The organism is Aquabacterium sp. OR-4 (assembly GCF_025290835.2).
Classification (GTDB): domain Bacteria; phylum Pseudomonadota; class Gammaproteobacteria; order Burkholderiales; family Burkholderiaceae_C; genus Pseudaquabacterium.
Window position 1 is genome coordinate 1,231,963 of sequence record NZ_JAOCQD020000001.1, and the last position, 19,855, is coordinate 1,251,817.

At 70.8% G+C, this 19,855-nt stretch carries 14 protein-coding genes; 6 read left to right on the top strand and 8 right to left on the bottom strand.

Annotation, left to right across the window (positions count from 1 at the left end):
- Window positions 1-22: 22 nt before the first annotated feature.
- The 3 genes from N4G63_RS05270 to N4G63_RS05280 all read right to left on the bottom strand — a co-directional run bounded on the left by N4G63_RS05270 (window position 23) and on the right by N4G63_RS05280 (window position 1,870).
- Entirely contained in the window at window positions 23-583 is a 561-nt protein-coding gene (locus tag N4G63_RS05270) for a YaeQ family protein (protein WP_260785747.1), read from the bottom strand.
- Window positions 584-691: 108 nt separating this feature from the next.
- On the bottom strand, window positions 692-1,555 hold the full coding sequence (locus tag N4G63_RS05275; RefSeq protein WP_443112007.1) for a segregation and condensation protein A: 864 nt from the start codon (window positions 1,553-1,555) through the stop codon (window positions 692-694).
- Window positions 1,556-1,654: 99 nt separating this feature from the next.
- On the bottom strand, window positions 1,655-1,870 hold the full coding sequence (locus N4G63_RS05280) for a DUF3460 family protein (RefSeq protein ID WP_260785746.1): 216 nt from the start codon (window positions 1,868-1,870) through the stop codon (window positions 1,655-1,657).
- Window positions 1,871-1,983: 113 nt separating this feature from the next.
- Here N4G63_RS05280 and N4G63_RS05285 point away from each other — a divergent pair, with 113 nt between their 5' ends.
- A complete protein-coding gene (locus tag N4G63_RS05285) occupies window positions 1,984-3,534 on the top strand; it encodes a CYTH and CHAD domain-containing protein (RefSeq protein WP_260785745.1) in 1,551 nt (516 codons plus the stop codon).
- A gap of 43 nt (window positions 3,535-3,577) precedes the next feature.
- On the opposite strand, the gene N4G63_RS05290 is transcribed toward N4G63_RS05285, so the two are convergent.
- Window positions 3,578-6,547, bottom strand: a complete 2,970-nt coding sequence (locus N4G63_RS05290) for a DEAD/DEAH box helicase family protein (RefSeq protein WP_314599423.1) — start codon at window positions 6,545-6,547, stop codon at window positions 3,578-3,580.
- Window positions 6,544-8,661, bottom strand: coding sequence for a site-specific DNA-methyltransferase (locus N4G63_RS05295; protein ID WP_314599424.1), 2,118 nt, complete (start codon window positions 8,659-8,661; stop codon window positions 6,544-6,546). Before N4G63_RS05295 ends, N4G63_RS05290 begins: the two co-directional genes overlap by 4 nt.
- A gap of 108 nt (window positions 8,662-8,769) precedes the next feature.
- On the opposite strand from N4G63_RS05295, the gene N4G63_RS05300 reads away from it, so the two are divergent.
- Window positions 8,770-9,219 (top strand): XRE family transcriptional regulator, encoded by a 450-nt coding sequence (locus N4G63_RS05300; RefSeq protein WP_260785741.1) that lies wholly within the window; start codon window positions 8,770-8,772, stop codon window positions 9,217-9,219.
- On the opposite strand, the gene N4G63_RS05305 is transcribed toward N4G63_RS05300, so the two are convergent.
- Complete coding sequence (locus N4G63_RS05305; RefSeq protein WP_260785740.1) at window positions 9,220-10,926, bottom strand: SulP family inorganic anion transporter; 1,707 nt, start codon at window positions 10,924-10,926, stop codon at window positions 9,220-9,222.
- Between the two features lie 281 nt (window positions 10,927-11,207).
- Here N4G63_RS05305 and N4G63_RS05310 point away from each other — a divergent pair, with 281 nt between their 5' ends.
- The 3 genes from N4G63_RS05310 to N4G63_RS05320 are packed head-to-tail and all read left to right on the top strand — an operon-like array spanning window position 11,208 to window position 14,278.
- Window positions 11,208-11,600: a response regulator gene (locus tag N4G63_RS05310; RefSeq protein ID WP_260785739.1), complete on the top strand. Its 393-nt coding sequence runs from the start codon at window positions 11,208-11,210 to the stop codon at window positions 11,598-11,600.
- 31 nt (window positions 11,601-11,631) lie between these two features.
- The gene (locus tag N4G63_RS05315) at window positions 11,632-12,600 is read left to right on the top strand and encodes a transporter substrate-binding domain-containing protein (protein WP_260785738.1); all 969 of its coding nucleotides are present in this window, start codon (window positions 11,632-11,634) and stop codon (window positions 12,598-12,600) included.
- Complete coding sequence (locus tag N4G63_RS05320; protein WP_314599425.1) at window positions 12,593-14,278, top strand: sensor histidine kinase; 1,686 nt, start codon at window positions 12,593-12,595, stop codon at window positions 14,276-14,278. The genes N4G63_RS05315 and N4G63_RS05320 overlap by 8 nt, the downstream gene beginning before the upstream one ends.
- A 48-nt stretch (window positions 14,279-14,326) precedes the next feature.
- Here N4G63_RS05320 and metG read toward each other — a convergent pair whose 3' ends face one another.
- Window positions 14,327-16,399 (bottom strand): methionine--tRNA ligase, encoded by a 2,073-nt coding sequence (metG, locus tag N4G63_RS05325; protein ID WP_260785735.1) that lies wholly within the window; start codon window positions 16,397-16,399, stop codon window positions 14,327-14,329.
- 89 nt (window positions 16,400-16,488) lie between these two features.
- Window positions 16,489-18,441, bottom strand: coding sequence for a methyl-accepting chemotaxis protein (locus N4G63_RS05330; RefSeq protein WP_260785734.1), 1,953 nt, complete (start codon window positions 18,439-18,441; stop codon window positions 16,489-16,491).
- 314 nt (window positions 18,442-18,755) lie between these two features.
- Here N4G63_RS05330 and apbC point away from each other — a divergent pair, with 314 nt between their 5' ends.
- Window positions 18,756-19,853 carry an iron-sulfur cluster carrier protein ApbC gene (apbC, locus tag N4G63_RS05335; protein ID WP_260785733.1) on the top strand — a complete coding sequence of 366 codons (1,098 nt, stop codon included), beginning with the start codon at window positions 18,756-18,758 and terminating at the stop codon, window positions 19,851-19,853.
- Window positions 19,854-19,855: the final 2 nt, after the last annotated feature.

Here is a 19,855-nt window from a genome sequence, read left to right on the forward strand (position 1 = left end):
GGCGGCGGGTCAGCGTGGGCATTCAGGCCTCGCCGCCCCACAGCGCCTGGGGCGTGATCTCGACGTTGTGGCTGTCGTCGTTGACCCAGACATGGCCGTCCTGCACCGTGACGGTCAGGCGCATCGCGCGGCTGGCCATCGCTGCCAGGGCCTGGCTCTGGTCGGCCGGGATCTGCCAGACCTTGAGGTTGCCCAGGCGGGTGATCTTGTTGGCGATGCCGGCAAACCAGATCGGCGTGCTGTTGGCATAGGCGTAGATCACCACCCGGTCGGCGCGGCCGCAGGCCTTGGACAGGCGCCGCTCGTCGGGCTGGCCCACCTCGATCCACTGCAGCAGCTGTTCGGACAGGTCCTTGTGCCACAGGTCGGGCTCGTCGGTGTCGGACAGGCCGCGGGCAAACTGCAGCGTGCCGTTCAGGTCATCGGCTGGCAGGTTCAGCGCAAAGGCCAGCACCCGCACCATCAGGCGCTCTTCGGTCTCGCTGGGGTGCAGGGCCAGGGTCAGTGCATGCTCGCCGTAGACATGGCGGTCCATGTCCGAGAGCTGCAGCGTGGCCTTGTAGATCGTGGACTTGAGTGCCATCGGGAAAGCGGGGCGGGCCAGGGCGTGGGAAAGGCGCGACTGTGCCACAGCTGCCTCGCGCGGCAGCGGCGGGCGGCCGGGCGATGGCCGTGCCGTGCCGGGCAGCGCTCAGGCCGGCTGGTAGGCCAGGCGCACGTAGATCGGCGCAAAGGGCTCGGCCTGGGTGATCTCGAGCAGGCGCTCACGCGCCAGTTCAAGCATGGCGATGAAGGTCACCACCATCACCGGCACGCCGCGCGTGGGGTCGAACAGGTCTTCGAACTCGACGAAGCGCCGGCCCTGCAGCGTGCGCAGCACGATGCTCATGTGCTCGCGCACGCTGAGCTGCTCGCGGCTGATGCGGTGGTGCTGGTTCAGGCGGGCGCGCTTGAGGATGTCGCCCCAGGCCTCGCGCAGGTCGACCACCGCCACATCCGGAAAGCGCGGCTTCAGGCTTTGCTCGATGTGCACCTCGGCGCGCAAAAAGTCGCGGCCGATCACCGGCAGCTGATCAAGCCGCGCCGCGGCCAGCTTCATCTGCTCGTATTCGAGCAGGCGCCGCACCAGCTCGGCGCGCGGGTCGGCCGCCTCATGGCCGTCGTCGCTCTTCTTGGGCGGCAGCAGCATGCGCGACTTGATCTCGATCAGCATCGCGGCCATCAGCAGGTATTCGCTGGCCAGCTCGAGGTTGCGCTGGCGGATCTGGTCGACATAGGCCAGGTACTGGCGCGTCACGTCGGCCAGCGGGATGTCGAGGATGTTGAAGTTCTGCTTGCGGATCAGGTACAGCAGCAGATCGAGCGGGCCTTCGAAGGCCTCGAGAAAGACCTCCAGCGCATCCGGCGGGATGTACAGGTCCTGCGGCATGGCGAACAGCGGTTCGCCATACAGCCGCGCCACCGCGACATGGTCGACCGGCAGCGTGTCGGTGTCGGGTGCGGCGGCCGGGCGGCCGTCGTCGGCGGGCTGCGGCTGCGGGTCGGGCAGGGGCACGGCGGCAGGGGGGCGTTTCAACGGGCCTTCAGCGGGCGCGGTGTGGGCACGGGGCAGGCCTGGCGCTCGGCGCAGCCGGCCGGCGATGCGGCAGGGCGCTCAGCGGGCCGCGTTCTTGGGGCGGCCGAAGTACACGTAGGCGCCTTGCGGCACGCGTGCATCCTGGTAGTCGGCCTGCGCCTGGCGGTCTTGCTCGCGATCCCACAGCAGGCTGCGGCCGGCGCGCTGCTCGGCTTCCAGCGTCGGCTTCTTGGCCTTCAGGTCATTGATGAACTGCGTGGCGTCGGACTGGTAGTGCTTCCAGAAGAGCGGCATGGTGGGGCTCGGTTCGGGGGCAGGCGCGGCCTGCGGGTCAACCCGCGATTGTAGGCCCCGGCCCAGGTGGCCAGAGGCCGGGCCAGGCGGTCTGGCATGGCACCATCGCCCGCATGTCGCATGAAGTCGAGTTGAAGTTCCGCATCCCCGCCGCCAGGCTGGCGGCCGTGCGGCGTGCGGTGGCCACGGCCAGCGCCAGGCCGCTGGCCCTGGCGGCCCGCTACATGGAAACCGCCGACGGCGACCTGGCCCGCGCCCGCGTGGCGTTGCGCCTGCGCCAGGAAGGCGACAGCTGGGTGCAGACGCTCAAGGCCGAGGGCCGCGTGGCCTTGCAGCGCCTGGAGCACAACGTGGTGCTGGCCGCGGCGGGGCCGCAGGCGGCGCACACGCCCCCCGGGCTGGACATCGCCCGCCACGACGGCAGCCCGGCCGGCGCGCGCCTGCGCGAGGTGCTGGCGGGCGCGCGCAACGCCACGCTGCGCGAGCATTACGCCACCCAGGTGCAGCGCACCTGGCGCCACGTGCGCCACCAGGGCGCGGTGATCGAGCTGGCGCTCGACGAGGGCGAGATCCGCGCCGGCGGCCTGGTGCTGCCGGTGTGCGAGATCGAGTTCGAGCTGATCCAGGGCGACACGCCGGCCCTGCTCGACCTAGCCGCGCGCTGGAGCGCGCGTTTCGGCCTGTGGCTGGATGTGCGCAGCAAGAGCGAGCGAGGCCACGCGCTGGCCCACCAGGCGCGGCAGGCCGAGGCCCTGGCCGCGCCGCCCGGCGCAGGCCTGGCCGTCAGCCCGCCCACCAAGGCGCGGCGCCTGACACTCGAGTCCGGCTGCAGCGCGCGCGCCGCGGTGGCGGCCATGCTGGGCGAGGGCCTGCAGCAGTCGCTGGCCAATGCCAGCCAGATCGCCGATGGCCAGTGGCAGCCCGAGCACCTGCACCAGCTGCGCGTGGGCCTGCGCCGCCTGCGCACCGTGCTGCGCCTGTACCGCACCCTGCTGCCGGGCCTGGACGCCCCACTCGCGGCTGCGGTGGCACAGCTGTTCACCCGCCTGAGTCAGGCCCGCGACCGCGACGTGCGCGCTGGCTGGCTGTGGCCCGCGCTGCAAGCCGCCGGCGCGCCGGCGCTGGCCCAGCCCGAGCCAGCCGCAGGCAGCGCCGACCTGCCAGCCCTGCTGTGTGCGGCCGACACCCAGGCGCTGTGGCTGCGGCTGCTGGCGCTGAGCTTGCCGGCGTCCGCGGCTTTGGGCACCGATGCCACGACCGATGCCACCACGCAGCCGCTGCGCGACACCCTGGCCCGGGCACTGCGCCACCTGCTGCGCCAGGTGCGGCGCGACGCCCAGGCCTTTGCCACGCTGGACGACGCCGCGCGCCACCGCCTGCGCCGGCGCATCAAGCGCCTGCGCTACGCCACCGAGCTGAGCGTCAGCCTGTGGCCGGCACGGCCGCTGGCGCGCTTCGTCGATGCGCTGCAAGCCGCCCAGGGCCCGCTGGGCGAACTGAACGACGCCGTCGTGGCCGCCGCGCATTGCCGCGCGCTGGCGGCGCAGCAGCCCGAGGCCTGGTTCGCCGTGGGCTGGCTGGCGGCCCGCCACGATGCCGCCGTGGCGGCCTGTACCGAGCCGATGGCTGCGCTGGCAGAGTTGCGCGGCCCCTGGGCGCGCTGAGGCCCGCGAGCGCAGGCGCCGCCGCCTGACCGCGTGCGCGCAGCTACAGCAGGCTGGCCTGCTGCACGCTGGCCGGCACCGGCCGCAGCCGCTGCAGGTACAGCAACTCGGCCAGCGTGCCGCCCTGGCCCTGCCACTCCACCACCAGGTCCTCGCCCAGCAGCACGTAGTGCCAGGGGCGCTCGCTGCGCTGCGCCGCGGGCAGGGCGCTGATGCGCTCGCACCAGGCCACGGCGGCGCGGCGCTTGCGCTGTACGTTGGGGTGGCTCACCTGGTCCTGGGCCTTGGTCTCCACCAGCCAGATGCCCTCGGCCGTGCGCACCAGGAAGTCGGGCGAGTAGTAGGCCGGCAGGCCGTCCTCCTTCACGTAGCGCAGGCGCACGAAGTGGTGCCGCGTCTCGCTGATCTTGCAGAAGGCCTGCACGCCGGCATCGGCCTGGGCCCACTGGATGAAGCGCCGCTCCAGCCCGCCCTTGTGCGTGGGGTAGGGCAGGCGGGTGTAGATGCACTTGCTCACCGGCACCGACGCGCTCTCGCGCACGGTCAGCGCGGGCACCTCCGACAGGCGGCGGTGCATCACCTCGGCCGCCCCCACGGCGCGCGGCTGGGCCGATTGCACCAGCGCCATCGCGAACACCCGGGTGATGTGCTCGACCACCGGCGTCAGCAGCAGCAGGCGCCAGTCCTCGTTGGCCAGCGGGTTGAAGTCGGTGCCGAACAGCCGCGTCCACACATAGTCGTCCAGCCAGCCGGTCAGCTCGGCCGTGTCCACCTGCCGGTACGGCGTGGCCACGTGCGAGGCCACCTTGCCGGTCTTGGGCAGGGGCTGGCTCAGGGCCTGGCCGATGCGCCGGGTCAGCCGCGCCAGGTAGTCGTTGTAGCCGCCCACGCTCATCACCGCACCATCCACGCGGTAGCCGCCGAACAGCGTGCTGCTCTGCAGGTCCTGCGAGATGAACTGGTCACCGCGGCCCAGCATGTGGCGCAGCTGGTCGAGGCCGAAGTCGGTGAACGGCGGCAGCGCGGCGATGTCGGGCGGCGCGCTGTCCAGCACCTCGTCGGCCTCGCGCACGATGAAGGGCACGGCGAAGTCGAAGGGCTCGTAGCCCTCGCGCAGGCCGGCCAGCATCACGTCGCCGGTGCTGCTGCCGTCGTCGTCGCCATCGCCCGCGCTGTGGCCCACCAGGCCGTCCGCCATCAGCTCGTCATAGAAGTGCTGGAAGGCCGGATGCTCGACGATGGACAGGATGTCGATCAGGCTGTGCGGCTCCTGGCCGTCGCTGATGCGCTGGCGGTTCTCGCGCTTGATGTCGTCGAACTCGGGTTCGCGCCACATCAACCGCAGGCCGCGGCCGATGGTCTGCTCCAGCAGGATCTGCGCCTGGCTGGAGCGCAGCGGCACGATGACGCAGATGTTGTTGACGTCAAAGCCCTCGCGCAGCATCAGCACGCTGACGATCACCTTGGGGCTGGCATGGCGGTCCACATCGAACAGGCGGTCGCGCACCTGGGCCCATTCCTTCTCGCCCAGCTCGGCCTTGCGGCCGGAGTCGATGGTGGTCGCCTCGTCCTCGGCCAGTCCTTCGTCGCGCAGGAACGCGGCCACCAGCGGCGACACCGCCGTGTCCTCGCACACCACCAGCATCTTGGGGTGGCGGCCCGGCGCCACGCGGGCGAAGTCGGCCTCCAGCCGGCGCAGCTTGTGCAGGCCGGCGCGCAGCATCACGCGCTGGCCGTCGCTGAGCGCCAGCTCGCCGGCGGCATCGCGCTCGGCGGTGAAGGCGAGCGGCAGGGCGCCGATCTCCTTGCGCCGGTCGAGCACCAGCGACTTCACCAGGCCGGCGCGCATCGCATCCTTCAGGTCGAAGTCGGTGACGATGTGCGGGAAGTACAGCTTGCGTCGGTTCCTGGCCGTGCCCACGTCGTTGTACGGCGTGGCCGAGAAGTCCACCTGCATGAAGCGCCGGCCCTTGGCCTCGGTGATGCGGCCCAGGCTTTTCTGCCACTCCACCTCGGTGACCTCGCCCTCGCGCCGCACCTCGTGGATGTGGTGGGCCTCGTCGTTGAACACCATCAGTTCGGGCAGGGCGGCCAGGTGCTCCAGCACATGGCCGCGGGCATGGCGGCGGTCCAGCACGTCCAGCGCATTGCCGGTGGCGCGGCCGGGCGTCAACGGCAGCACCTGGGCCACCACGCGGTGGGCCTCGGCCACGGCCACGCCGGCGTCGACCGCCCCGTCCTGTGCGGCCTCGTCGATCTCCTCGTCCTCGGCACCCGTCAGCAGATGCCAGTTGGTGACGGCCAGCAGGCCGTTGCCGGTGGTCTTCAAGCCGATCTCGGTCTTGGCGCAGACATTGCCGCGCACGAAGGCCAGCACCGCGTCGCGGTGCGGCTCGGGGATGAAGAGGTCGGCGTGGCGCGCCAGGTCGGCGGTGGCGAAGTCGCGCTCGCCGGTGGCCGAGCCCGGCACACGCCGGCCGCAGAAGGCGTCCAGCAGCCGCTCGTAGACGATGAGCCCCGGCGCCACCACCATGAAGTGCCGGGTGAAGCGCGGGTCGTCGCGGCCCTCGGCCAGCGCCGCGTTCTTGTTCAGCAGCTGCCACACCAGCAGGGCCTGCAGCACCCAGGTCTTGCCGGTGCCGGTGGCCATCTTCAGGCAGTACTTGGGGTGGCCGGGCCGGCCCGGCAGGCGGGCATCGGCCAGCAAGGCCTCGGGCACCAGGGCCTCGTACAGCGCCGGCAGCGAGGCCGCGCCCAGCACCTCGTGCGCCACGATCACGTTCAGGATGGCCTGGCGCTGGCCGGCGTGGAAGTTCAGGCCCTGGCGGGCCGCCACCATGTCCTCGCCGAACCACGCATGCAGCAGCTCGGCCGTGACCGGGGTGACCTGCTCGAACAACGGCGCCGTGCCCAGCGCCAGCCCCCGGGTGAGCCCCTGCGTGTGCGCGGTCAGTGCGGCCGACAGGGCCAGCGGGTTCGAGGCCGGCGCGGGCGTGGCGGCGGGCCGGCTCATGCCCGGTGCTCCGGCACGACCTGCACCACCTCGGACTCGAAGCCGAACACGTCCACCACCCGCACGCACACGCGTCGCACGCCGGGTCGCCGAGGTACCTGCAACTGGGCCGCGGTCACCACGCGGTAGGCGTCGGCATCGTTGGCGGTGTTGCCGCGGTAGTCCTGCCACACCGAGCGGAACAGCTCACCGTCGTAGTCGGGATCCACCGCCCAGTACTCCACCAGGGCCAGCGGATCGTCGTTCACCACCGCCTGCAGCTTCTGGCGGTTGGCGTCGTCGAGGTTGATGGCCTCGGGCGACAGCAGCACGTAGTTCTTCAGCCGCACGTCGAGCTGTTCCATCGCGGGGCCGTCTTCCGCCGCCGGCAGGGCCTGGCGCCGGACCGGATGCAGCGTGAGGTACTGCAGCGACGAGAAGCGCACCTGGCCGCGCAGCTTGTCGACGCTGCCCTTCTTCTTCAGCCGGTCGAGCAGGTCGGGCGGGATCACCAGCACCTCCAGCCGGCTGTCGTTCAGCGCGGTCATCACCTCGCCGATGGCCGGCTCGAAGTTCCAGCCCAGAACCACCACGCGGTCCCAGCCGCCCAGCAGGCTGTCGCGCAGCGCCACGGCCTTCTTCAACGTGGCCGTGCCGGTGAGCTTGTTGGGCGAATCGGCCAGCACCAGGGTCTTGCTGCCGCGCCCGGCGCCGGCGCGGAAGCCGGCGATCTGGCCCAGGTTGCGCGACGGGTTGTCCTCGGGCGGCAGCGGCAGCGCGCCGTACAGCGACAGCACGATCTGCGCCAAGTCGCCAATGCGGAAGTCGCGGCCCAGCGTGGCTTTGGCCACTTCCACGTGGTAGTCACCCACGGCCTGGTAAAGGAATGGGCCAGCGTTCTGGTCGATCAGGCGCTTGCGCATGATCATGCAGGCGGGCTTGCCAATGTCAGTTGTCACCCAGCGCCGGCCCATGCGTTCAGCGGTCGCCGCACTGGTGCCAGAGCCGCCGTTGAAGTCCGCCACGATGCCATTTGGTGGGCATGATGCGCTGATGATCCGTTCAAGCAGCTTCTCGGGCTTCTGGGTGCCGTAGTCAGCCTTTTCGGCCGACCATCCGCGAAGCATGCTGATGTCGTCCCACCAAGAACCGACCTGTACACCCTTGGACTCGTCCAGGTACTTCTTCTGCATCGGCACCGTGCCTGGATTGGTTTGCACCACGAGACCTGCATCGATCAGCGATTGCATGCGTTCGCGCGAGTAGCGCCAGGCCCTGCGCACTCCAAAGACCTCGTACACCGGGTTGCCCTTTGCCTCACCCCCCGGCCCCAGCATGTTCTCCAACTTGTAGCGCCGGCCATCGGCATCGCGGTGCTTGTAGAAGTCGTCGACGTAGCTGGTCGACAGTGGCAGGAAGATCGGTTTCCAGTAACGCGGCGCGGACTTCTGGAAGAACAGGATCGTGTCGTGGACGCGCGAGAAGTGCTGGCTGCCCTGCGTGGCATCGCCTTTGGCATCACTACGCTTCCAGACGATCTCGTTGACGAAGTTGTCCTTGCCGAAGATCTCGTCCATCACCAGCTTCACGTAGTGGCCCACGTGCCAGTCCAAGTGCACGTAGATCGAGCCGGTGTCGGCCAGCAACTCGCGCATCAGCACCAGCCGCGGCGTGATCATGGCCAGGTACGACACCGTGCCGTCGGCCCAGGTGTCGGAGTAGGCGAACTGTTCGATCACGGTCGGCCGCTGCTCCAATTCCACGCCCGGCAGCGTGACCTTGGTGCGGTAGTCGGCCTTGGAGTCGAAGGGCGGGTCGATGTAGATCAGGTCCACCCGGCCGCGCAGCGACGGGGTTTGCGCATCGCCGGCCAGCAGGGCCGCCATCACCTGCAGGTTGTCGCCGTACACAAGACGGTTGGCCCAGGCCGGCTCTTGACCCGTGGTTGCCCAGTGCGTCTGGCGGGATTGCTGGGCGATCCAGTCGGTGGCCGCGGCGTCGCGGCTGGGCAGCACCCACTCGCGGGTCTGCAGGCTCACGCGCTGGCGGCTTTCCAGGCTTTCGAGGATGCGTTCGGCCTGGCGGCGGCCGTTGGCCACGATGTCGGGCAGTTGCTCCAGCAACGACTTGGGCATGAGTCAACGCAGCAGCCAGATCGGTCTGGCTGCCGAAATCAAGTGAAACTTGATTTGATTATCAAGTGAAATGATGGTCTGGGCGCGACGGCTGTCTAGCGTCGCTGAATGAGCGAGAAGAGCGAGTTCAGCAGCCGGTTGCGGGCCGCCTTGGCATCGGCTGGCTACGAGCAGAGCGCCGCGGTGATCGAGCACGAGTTCAACGTGCGCTGGTGGGGCGGCAAGCCCATCAGCCAGCAGGCCGCCTGGAACTGGCTGAACGGCAAGTCCATCCCCACGCAGGACAAGCTGCAGACCCTGGCCGAATGGCTGAAGATCGAGCCGCAGGTGCTGCGTTTCGGGGAACAGGTGGCCGTGTCGGTGCGCGAGTACAGCAAGCGCTGGGACGAGCAGATGGGCCTGCCGGAGCGCGAGGTTCTGGACACCTACCTGCGCCTGCCCAGCCAGCAGCGGCTGCTGCTGCGCGATGTGATCCTGACCTACGCCAAGGTCTACCTTACCGACGAGGCACCGTTCTCGCCGCCAAGCGCGCCGCGCAGGCGCAGCGGCGGGCGTTGATCAGCCAGCCGCCGTGGTGCCGGCGTCGGCCCGTGCCGGCGTGATCAGGGCCGCATCGGCCACGCTGGGCACGATCTGCTCGGCGCCGATCTCGGCCTCGAAGCCCGAGCGCCGCACCAGGCCCAGCGGCTGCGGGTTCACGTTGGCCAGCACCAGGGCCGCGCCCTGGCGCTGCAGCGCGCCGTGCAGCTGGCGCAGCGCGTCCAGGCCCGAGGTGTCCATCGAGATCAGGCGGTGCATCTCCAGCACCACCGCCCGGGTGCCGGCCGGCACCTGGCTGGGCAGCCGCTCGATCTTGCCCACCGCGCCGAAGAACAGCGAGCCAAACAGCTCGAAGGCCACCACGCCGGGCGGCAGCGGCGCGGCACTGGCATGCGGCTGCACCGTGAACAGCGTGCTCATGCGGTAGATGAAGAAGCCGCAGGCCATCAGCAGGCCCATCTCCACCGCCACGGTCAGGTCGAACACCACGGTCAGCACAAAGGTGCCCAGCAGCGTGGCGCGGTAGGGCAGCAGAAAGTGCCTGAGCCGCGCGAACTCGCGCCACTCGCCCATGTTCCAGGCCACGAACAGCAGGATGCCGGCCAGCGCCGCCAGCGGCACATGCAGGGCCAGCGGCGCGGCCACCAGCACCACCGCCAGCAGCGTGGCAGCGTGCACGATGCCGGCCACCGGCGAGGCCGCACCTGCGCGCACATTGGTCACCGTGCGGGCGATCGTGCCGGTGGCCGGAATGCCGCCGAAAAACGGCGTCACCAGATTGGCCAGGCCCTGGGCCATCAGCTCCTGGTTGGGGTCGTGGCGGGCATGCTGCGGCGCCAGGTTGTCGGCCACGCGGGCGCACAGCAGCGACTCGATGGCGCCCAGCAGCGCGATGGTGATGGTGGGAATCACCAGCAGCTTGGCCGTGGCCCAGCTCAGCTCGGGCAGCGCGAACTGCGGCAGCGCCTGCGGAATGCCGCCAAAGCGGCTGCCGATGGTCTCGACCGGCAGGCCCAGCAGCAGCGTGGCCAGCGTGGCCAGCACCAGCGCCACGATGGTGCCCGGCACATGCGCGGCCAGGCGCCGCGCGCGGGCCGGCAGGCCCACCGGGCCCACCGGCATGGCATACGACTTGGGCCACAGCACCACCAGCGCCAGGCAGGCCAGGCCGACCAGCAGCGCGGCCGGGTTCAGCGTGTGGGCCTGGCGCGCCAGCACCGCGATCTGGCTGAAAAAATCGCCCGGCATCTTGTCGATGGCCAGGCCCAGCAGGTCTTTCACCTGGCTCAGGCCGATCAGCACCGCGATGCCGTTGGTGAAGCCGATGACGATGGACACCGGGATGTAGCGCACCAGCGCGCCCAGCCGCAGCCAGCCCATCAGAAACAGCAGCACGCCGGCCAGCGAGGTGGCGATCAGCAGGTTGGCCAGGCCGTAGCGCTCGATGATGCCGTAGACGATGACGATGAAGGCCCCGGCCGGGCCGCCGATCTGCACCTGCGAGCCGCCCAGCGCCGAGATCAGGAAGCCGGCGATGATGGCCGTGAACAGCCCCGCCTCGGGCTTGACGCCGCTGGCGATGGCAAAGGCCATGGCCAGCGGCAGGGCCACGATGCCCACCGTGAGGCCGGCGCCCAGGTCGGCGGCGAACTGCTGCCGCGAGTAGCCGCTCAGCGTGTCGAGCAGGCGGGGACGGAAGGGGTGGAGCGGAACTCGAACTGGCATGCAGCCTCCGGCGCAGTGTGGCGATGAGCGACAGCTTTGCGCGCCGGAGGGCCACCATGCTGGATGCGTGCCAGGTAGCGGCGGCGCGCCGACGGATGCGCCGTGCGAAGGCCGACAACAGGGCGGGCGGGCATGGTTCACAAATGCTATCACCGGCCCTTGCGCCTGCCGGGCACGGCCCGCGAAGCCGACGAGGCGTTCACATAGGTCAAGCCGCCAGAGCGGTTTGCCGATACGATGCACTTCAGCCCGCGGCTGCACCGCAGGCTGCGGGCGCGCACATGCTGAATACGGTGGTGGTGGTCGACGACAGCGACGTGGATCTGCTCTTCGCTCGCATCATGCTGGAGCGGGCGGGTGTGGTGGCGCGCCTGATCACCTTCGACTCGGCCGGCAAGGCGCTCGACTTCCTGGCCAGTACCCAGCCCGAGGCGGCGGCGGTCGACCTGATCCTGCTCGACATCCACATGCCCGGCATGAACGGCTTCGAGTTCCTGGCCAGCCACGAGCGGGCCTGTGCCGAGCGCGGCCAGGCCGCGGTGCCGGTGGTGATGCTGAGCTCCTCGCCCGATCCCGCCGACCGCGCCCGCGCAGCCCAGCACCGCTGCGTGTCGGGCTACCTGGTCAAGCCGCTCGATCTGGAGGCCGCGCGTGCGCTGGCGGTGGTGCGCTGATGAACGGCCGTTGTGCGCCGGGCTGCTGGCCGTGGCATTGCATGCGTGGCTTGCGCTGGGCGGGCCGGCGGCGCAGGCCGCGCCGGCAGGCCCGGGCGCCGATACCGGCAGCAGCAGCTCCAGCAGCAGCGTAGCCACGCCCGCCACCGCGCCAGCGGCGGCCGACGAGTTGACGGCCGCGCAGCGCCAATGGCTGGCCAGCCGTCAGCCGGTGCGCTTTGGCCCCGAGCGCGACTACGGGCCCTTCGTGTTCGTGCGCCCCGACGGCCAGCTCGATGGCCTGTCGGTCGACATGCTGCGCCTGGTGCAGGCGCGCACCGGGCTGGTGGTGGCCCAGCAGCCGGCAGCGCCGCTGCGCGAGTTGCTGGCCGCCGCGCGCAACCGGCAGATCGACCTGATCTCGTCGCTGCGGCCCACACCCGAGCGCGCGCAGTTTCTGCGCTTCAGCCAGCCCTATGTGGCGGTGCCGGCGGTGCTGGTGCGGCGCGCCACCGATGCGGTGCGTCCGCTGGCCGAGCTGGCCGGCGTGCCGGTGGCCCTGGGCGAGGGCTATGCGGTCGAGTCGGTGATGCGCCAGCGCTACCGCCAGGTGCGCTGGGTGGCCCTGGCCGACGATGCCGTGGCGCTGGCCGCGCTGCAGCGTGGCGAGGTGCAGGCGGTGGTGGCCGATGTGGCCAGCGTGGCCTTCATCAGCCGCACGCAGCGCATGGGCGGGCTGCGTGTGGATGGCCCGGTGGGCTTCGAGTACCAGCTCAGCTTCGCGGTGCGTGCCGACTGGCCCGAGCTGGTGGACATCATCAACCGTGGCATCCGGCGGGTGGGCCCGCGCGAGCGGCAGCGGGTGCTCGACCAGTGGCTGACCCCACTGGCGGTGGACGACGGCGAGCCACCGGCCGCCGTGCTGTGGGGACTGGCGCTGCTGGCGCTGGCGCTGCTGGCGGCGGCGGGCCTTTGGTTGAAACGGCGGGCCACACGTCCCGGCAGGAGCGCCGGTGCCTGATCGCGGCCCGGACTTCGATCTGCTGCTGCCGCCCCCGGCCGATGCCGCCGCGGCCGAGGTGGGCGGCGGCTTCCCCGATCAGGCCGAACCCGCCTGGCCCTTGCCGGCGCTGCTGCTGCTGCTGGTGCTGGGTTACGGCGCCGCCGCCATGCTGTCGATCGCGCTGAGCCGCGAGCCGGGCTCGGTGGCCAACGTCTGGTACGCCAACGCGCTGGCCGCCGTGCTGCTGGTGCGGCAGCCCTTGCGGCACTGGCCCTGGCTGCTGGCCGGCGCCGGCCTGGCCAACATGGTGGCCAATGGCTGGTGGGGCGACGGCTGGTCCTTGATCGGCCTGCTGCTGCTGCCCAATCTGCTGGAGGTGGCGCTGGCCGGCTGGCTGCTGCGCCGCGCCGGCCTGACGCATGCGCCGCTGCGCACGCCGGCGGTGCTGCTGCGCGTGCTGCTGCGCGGCGCCTTGCTGCCGCAACTGGTGGCTGCCACGCTGGTGGGCTTGCTGTTTCGTGTGCTCGGCCGGCCCGACGCCGGCCTGGTGGCCCTGACCTGGCTGGAGGGCAGCGCCATCGGCGCGGTGTCGGTGCTGCCCTTGGGCCTGAGCCTGGCGCGGCAACCGTGGGTGGTGCTGGGCGACATGCTGCGCGATACCCGCGCCCTGGTCCTGTTGCCGCTGGCGGTGGGCCTGGCCCTGCTGTGCATGGCCAGCATGCCGTACCCCTTTGTGTATGTGGCGCTGCCGCTGATTGCCGCGGCCATGCTGCTCGACAGCGCCGCGGTGGCGCTGCTGACGCTGGTGGTGTCGCTCACCGTGGCCACGGCGCTGGGCACCGGGGTGCTGCTGCCGCCGCCGGCCACGGCCGAGTGGGAGCTGGGCCTGGTGTACCTGGCGGTGGCCGCCGTGCTGGTGCCGGCGCTGCTGCTGTCGGCCGCGGTCACTGCCTGGCGTGCCGACAACAACCGCCTGCGCCAGCGCAGCGCCGAGCTCGAGCAGGCGCATGCCGGGTTGCGCCAGTTCGTGCATGCGGCCTCGCACGATCTGCGCGGGCCGCTGAACGCCATCACCCAGTTCAATGCGCTGGTGCAGGCCGACCATGGCGCCGCGCTGCCGGAACAGGCTCGCGTCTGGCTGGCCGTGGTGGACGCCGAGGCGGTGCGCATGCGCGGCCTGCTGGACGATGTGCTGCAGTACGCCCAGGTGCAGCGCCTGTCGCTGCCGCCGGCGGTGGCCGTGCCGCTGGATGCCGTGCTGGCCAGCCGCCTGGCGGCGCTGCCGCCACCGCTGCGCGCCTGCGTGCAGGTGGCTGCGCTGCCGGTGGTGGCCGGGCACGGGCCCTCGCTGGAGCTGCTGTTCGAGCACCTGCTGGCCAATGCGCTGAAGTTCGTGCCGCCGGGCTGCCCGCCGCAGGTGCGGGTGCTGGCCGCCGTGCACGAAGGCTGGGCCACGGTGTCGGTGATCGACCAGGGCATCGGCATGGCCCCGGACGCGATGGCGCGGCTGTTCAAGCCCTTCCAGCGCCTGCAGCGCCATGCCGATTACCCCGGCACCGGCCTGGGCCTGGCCATTTGTCAGCAGCTGGTCACCGCACTGGGCGGCGAGATCGTGCTGCGCTCGCGGCCGGGGCAGGGCACGCGGGTGCTGGTGCGCCTGCCCTTGTGGGCCGCCGAGGGGCCGTCGGCGCCCTGAGGCCGCCGCCGTGCGGGCCACGGCGCGCTGTGCGCTGCGCGGCCGCGATCAGCGGATGCGCATGCCCGGCACGGCGCCGGCGTGGGGCTCGAGGATGAAGATGCCCGGCGTGGTTTTTTCGTCGGCGTGGCTGGCGGCCAGCACCATGCCTTCGCTGAGGCCGAACTTCATCTTGCGCGGTGCCAGGTTGGCCACCATCACGGTGAGCTTGCCCACCAGGGCGGCCGGGTCGGGGTAGGCGCTGCGGATGCCGCTGAAGACGTTGCGCATGCGGCCTTCGCCGACATCCAGCGTCAGCCGCAGCAGCTTGGTGCTGCCGTCCACGAACTCGGCGTTGGCGATGCGGGCCACCCGCAGGTCGACCGCGGTGAACGCATCGATGCCGATCTCGGCCGCCACGGCCTCGCCACCGGGCGGGGTGGCCGCCGCGGTGGCCGGGGCTGCAGCGGCGGCGGCCGGCTCGGGCGGCGTGAGCAGCGCCTCGAGCCTGGCCGCGTCCACCCGCTGCATCAGGTGCTGGTAGGCGCCGATGGTGTGCGCGCCGAGCGCGCGCTGCGCGTCGGCAAACTGCAGCGGCGCCACGTTCAGGAAGCTCTCCACCCGCACGGCCAGCGCCGGCAGCATGGGCTTGAGGTAGATCGTGAGCAGGCGGAAGGCCTCGATGCACACCGAGCACACATCGTGCAGCCGGGCGTCGGCCTCGGGCTTCCTGGCCAGCTCCCAGGGCTTGTGCTGGTCGACGTACTCGTTCACCCGGTCGGCCAGCAGCATGATCTCGCGCACGGCCTTGCCGAACTCGCGTGTCTCGTACAGCTCTTCCACCGTGGCGGCATGGGCGCGCAGGCCGTCCAGCAGCTGGCGGCCCTCGACGCCGCAGTCGGCCGACAGCCGGCCGCCGAAGCGCTTGCTCAAAAAGCCCGCGGCGCGGCTGGCGATGTTGATGTACTTGCCCACCAGGTCGCTGTTGACGCGGGCGATGAAGTCGGCCGGGTTGAAGTCGAGATCTTCCACGCGGGCATTGAGCTTGGCGCAGATGTAGTAGCGCAGCCACTCGGCATCCAGGCCCAGCTCGAGGTAGCGCAGCGGGCTGATGCCGGTGCCCCGGCTCTTGCTCATCTTCTCGTTGTGCACGGTCAGGTGGCCATGCACGAAGACCTGGTCGGGCACCTTGCGGCCGCTGAACTTGAGCATCGCCGGCCAGAACAGGGTGTGGAAGGTGACGATGTCCTTGCCGATGAAGTGCACCTGCTCGCGCTGCGCGTCGGCCAGGTAGGCGTCCAGATCCTCGCCGCGCTTGTCCAGCAGGTTCTTCAGCGAGGCCAGGTAGCCCACCGGCGCATCCAGCCACACATAGAAGTACTTGCCCGGCGCATCGGGGATCTCGATGCCGAAGTAGGGCGCATCGCGGCTGATGTCCCAGTCGCCGAGCTGGGCCTTGCCGTCGTCATCGCGCGCGAACCACTCCTTGACCTTGTTGGCCACCTCGGGCTGCAGTTTGCCGTCCTGCGTCCACTGCTCGAGAAACTCGACGCAGCGCGGGTCGCTGAGCTTGAAGAAGTAGTGCTCGCTGGTGCGCAGCACCGGCGTGGCGCCGCTCAGCGCCGAAAACGGGTTCTTCAGCTCGGTGGGCTGGTAGACGGCGCCGCAGACCTCGCAGTTGTCGCCGTACTGGTCCTTCGAGCCGCACTTGGGGCATTCGCCCTTGATGAAGCGGTCGGGCAGGAACATGCCCTTGTCGGGGTCGAAGAACTGCTCGATCGAGCGCACCTCGATCAGCTCGTTCTTGCGCAGCGCGCGGTAGATGTCCTGCGCCAGCGTGTGGTTCTCGGGCGCGTCGGTGCTGTGCCAGTTGTCGAAGGCGATGTGGAAGCCGTCGAGGTACTGGGCGCGCCCGGCGGCGATGCCGGCCACGAACTGCTGCGGCGTGAGGCCGGCCTTTTCGGCGGCGATCATGATCGGCGCGCCATGCGCGTCGTCGGCGCAGACGAAATCCACCTGCGCGCCCCGCATGCGCTGTGCCCGCACCCAGGTGTCGGCCTGGATGTACTCCATCATGTGGCCGATGTGGAAGGCCGCGTTGGCATAGGGCAGGGCGGTGGTGACGAAGAGCTTGCGGGTCATGGCGACCATCCGGAAAGACAGCCCGCGATTCTAGTTGGCGGCACCCGGCCCGCGCCGCCTGCCCGGCGCAGGGGCCGGGCGCACCCGGCTCAGACGCTGAAGCGGGCCACGCCCGCGCTCAGGCGCAGCGCCTGCTGGCGCATGGCGTGCGCGGTGGCCGCGGTGTCGTGCACCAGGCGGGCGTTGTGCTGGGTGCTGCCGTCCAGATCCTGCAGCGCGCTGCCGACATGGGCCACGCCGGCGCTCTGCTCGCTGGCGCCGCCGGAGATCTCGGCCAGCAGGCGCTTGATGCGATCGGCGTTGCGCACCACCTCGGCCATGGTGCTGCCGGCGGCCTGGACCCGCTCGGTGCACTGCGCCACGGTGTCGACGCTGCCACCGATCAGGCTGCGGATCTCGCGCGCCGCGTGGGCCGACCGCTGCGCCAGTGCGCGCACCTCGGTGGCCACCACGGCAAAGCCCTTGCCCTGGTCGCCGGCGCGCGCCGCCTCGACCGCGGCATTGAGCGCCAGCAGATTGGTGCGGAAGGCCAGGCCGTCGATCACGCCCACGATGTCGGCAATGCGCGCCGAGGCGGTGCGCACCGCCACCATGGTGGTGACCACCTCGGCCACCATCGCGCCGCCGTGGCCGGCGGTGGCGGCGTTGTCATTCGCCAGCGTGGCGGCGGTGCGGCTGGCATCGGCGCTCTGCTTGACGGTGGCGGCGATCTGCTCCATCGACGCGGCGGTTTCCTCCAGCGCCGCGGCATTGGCCTCGGTGCGGCTGGACAAATCGCCCGCGCCGCCGCTCACCTGCTCGGCGCTGGCCTGCAGCGCGTCGGCCGCGTCGCGCACCGCGCGCACGATGCCTTGCAGGTTGCCGCGCATCTGCTCCAGCGAGTCGGTCAGCCGGGCGATCTCGTCGCCACCTTCGGGCTGCAGCGGCTCGGCCAGGCAGCCGTCGCGCATGGCCTCGATGTGGCCGGTGAGCCGGCGCACACCGCCATCCATCACGCGGTAGAAGCTCAGCATCAGGTAGGCCGCCAGCAGCAGGCCGGCGCCCACCACGGCAAAGGCCAGGTTGCGCTCGCGCGCCAGGCGGTCGATGCGCTGGGCCAGCAGGCCGTCCAGCGCGGGCAGGCCCTTTTCGTACAGCTTGAACAGCTGCGCGATCGCCTGGCCGCCGCCGGCATACACCCCGGCAGCGGCCAGCTCGGCCGGCGCGCGGCCGATGGCCTCGGCCTGCTGGAGGTAGGCCTGGGCCGCGTCCAGCGGTGCGGTGTCGAGTGCGGCGGCGATGTCCGGGTTGGCCTTGGCGGCATGCTCGAGGTGCGCCCGCAGATCGCGCGCATAGACCGCGGCGCTGGCCATCCAGCCGATGTAGCGGTTGCGCGCCTCGGCGCTGCCGAAGTCGCCCTTGGCGGCCGCAAAGCTGCCCCAGCCCCACACCTGGCCCAGGTCTTCGGCCAGTCGCGGCAGGGTCAGCACCAGCGCATTGACGGTGTAGAAGCTGTCGACATCGGGGTCGAGCACCAGGTTCGAGTCGTCGCCCACCTGCTGCAGCAGCTCGACCATGGCCGCACTGACCGGGCCGAACACGGTGCGGCCCTTGTCGTCGACGCCGTGGCTGGACTGGGCTGTTTGCTGCCAGCGCTGGTGCAGCTCGCGCACGCGCGGCTGCAGCCCCAGCGGGTCGTGGCTGTCGGTCAGGTGCTGCAGCAAGGCCTTCAGCGCGGCGTCGGTGGTGTCGCGGGCCTGCTGGTAGTCGGTCTGCGTGGCATGGCCGCCCAGCATGGCGCGGGTGGCATTGCGCGTGGCCAGGATGCCCTGCAGCGCCGGGGTCAGGCGCTGCATCACGGCCACGCCATCGCGCTCCTTGCGGGCGAATTCGATGTTGGCGGTCATGCTGCCCGACAGCAGCGCCAGCAAGATGGCGATGGGCAGCGCAAAACACAGCGAGATGACCGCCGCCTTGGCCGGAAAGCGCAAACGCTGGAACAGCGCCACGCCCGGGCGGAAGAAGGCCGCGGCCGCGCCGGGCGACGAGGCATCGCGCCCCACCCGTGTTGCGGGTCTCGATACAGCTGGATTCCCGTGCACGGGCGAGGGCGGAGGTTCAGCGGGGCCTGATACAGCCGAGGCTTGCCTGGACATCAACAACTCTCCTGCATGGGGTGGGGCGCGATGGCAAGAATTGTCCGGGGCGCAGGGCGAACTCGATTGATCGAGTAGGGAGATCTTGATCGGCCAGATCTCAGCGCGGCGGCAGGACTTGCCCGGGGGACGGCCCGCGGCACGGCGCGCTTGGATAGACTCGCGCGTCTTCGCCTGCTGAACCCAACGGCGGCGCCCCTCAGAAAACGACTGCCCGAAACATGCCCACTGCCGTTGTCGAAGCCGACCTGCTTGCCGCGCTGAAGTCCGTCACCGATCCCCACACGGGCAAGGACTTCGTCAGCAACCGCCAGCTCAAGAACCTCAGGATCGACGGCGACGACGTGGCCTTCGATCTCGAGCTCGGCTACCCCGCCAAGAGCCTGCATGGCCCGCTGCGCAAGCAGCTGATCGAGGCCGCGCGCAAGGTGCCGGGCGTGGGCAATGTCAGTGTCAACGTCTCCAGCCGCATCGTGGCCCATGCCGCGCAGCGCGGCGTGCAGCTGCTGGCGGGGGTGAAGAACATCATCGCCGTGGCCTCGGGCAAGGGCGGCGTGGGCAAGAGCACCACCGCGGCCAACCTGGCGCTGGCGCTGGCCGCCGAAGGTGCCACCGTGGGCATGCTGGACGCCGACATCTACGGCCCCAGCCAGCCGATGATGCTGGGCATCAGCGGCCGCCCCGAAAGCGTGGACGGCCAGAGCATCGAGCCGATGGAAGGCCACGGCCTGCAGGTGGCCTCGATCGGCTTTCTGGTCGACGACGACCAGGCCATGATCTGGCGCGGCCCGATGGCCACCCAGGCACTCGACCAGCTGCTGCGCCAGACCCGCTGGCGCGAGCTCGACTACCTGATCGTCGACATGCCGCCGGGCACCGGCGACATCCAGCTCACGCTGAGCCAGCGCGTGCCGATCACCGGCGCGCTGATCGTCACCACGCCGCAGGACATTGCGCTGCTCGACGCCAAGAAGGGCATCGCGATGTTCGACAAGGTGGGCGTGCCCATCCTGGGCATCGTGGAGAACATGGCGGTGTACTGCTGCCCGAACTGCGGCCACACCGAGCACATCTTCGGCGCCGACGGTGGCAAGACCATGGCCGCCGAGCGGGGCATCGACTATCTCGGCGCGCTGCCCTTGAACCGCAGCATCCGCGAGCAGGCCGACGCCGGCCGGCCGACCCTGGTGTCGGAGCCCGATGGCGAGATCTCGGCGCTGTACAAGAGCATGGCGCGCCAGGTGGCGGTGAAGATCGCCGAGAAGGCCAAGGACTTCTCCAGCAAGTTCCCGACCATCGTGGTGAGCAAGGGCACCTGAAG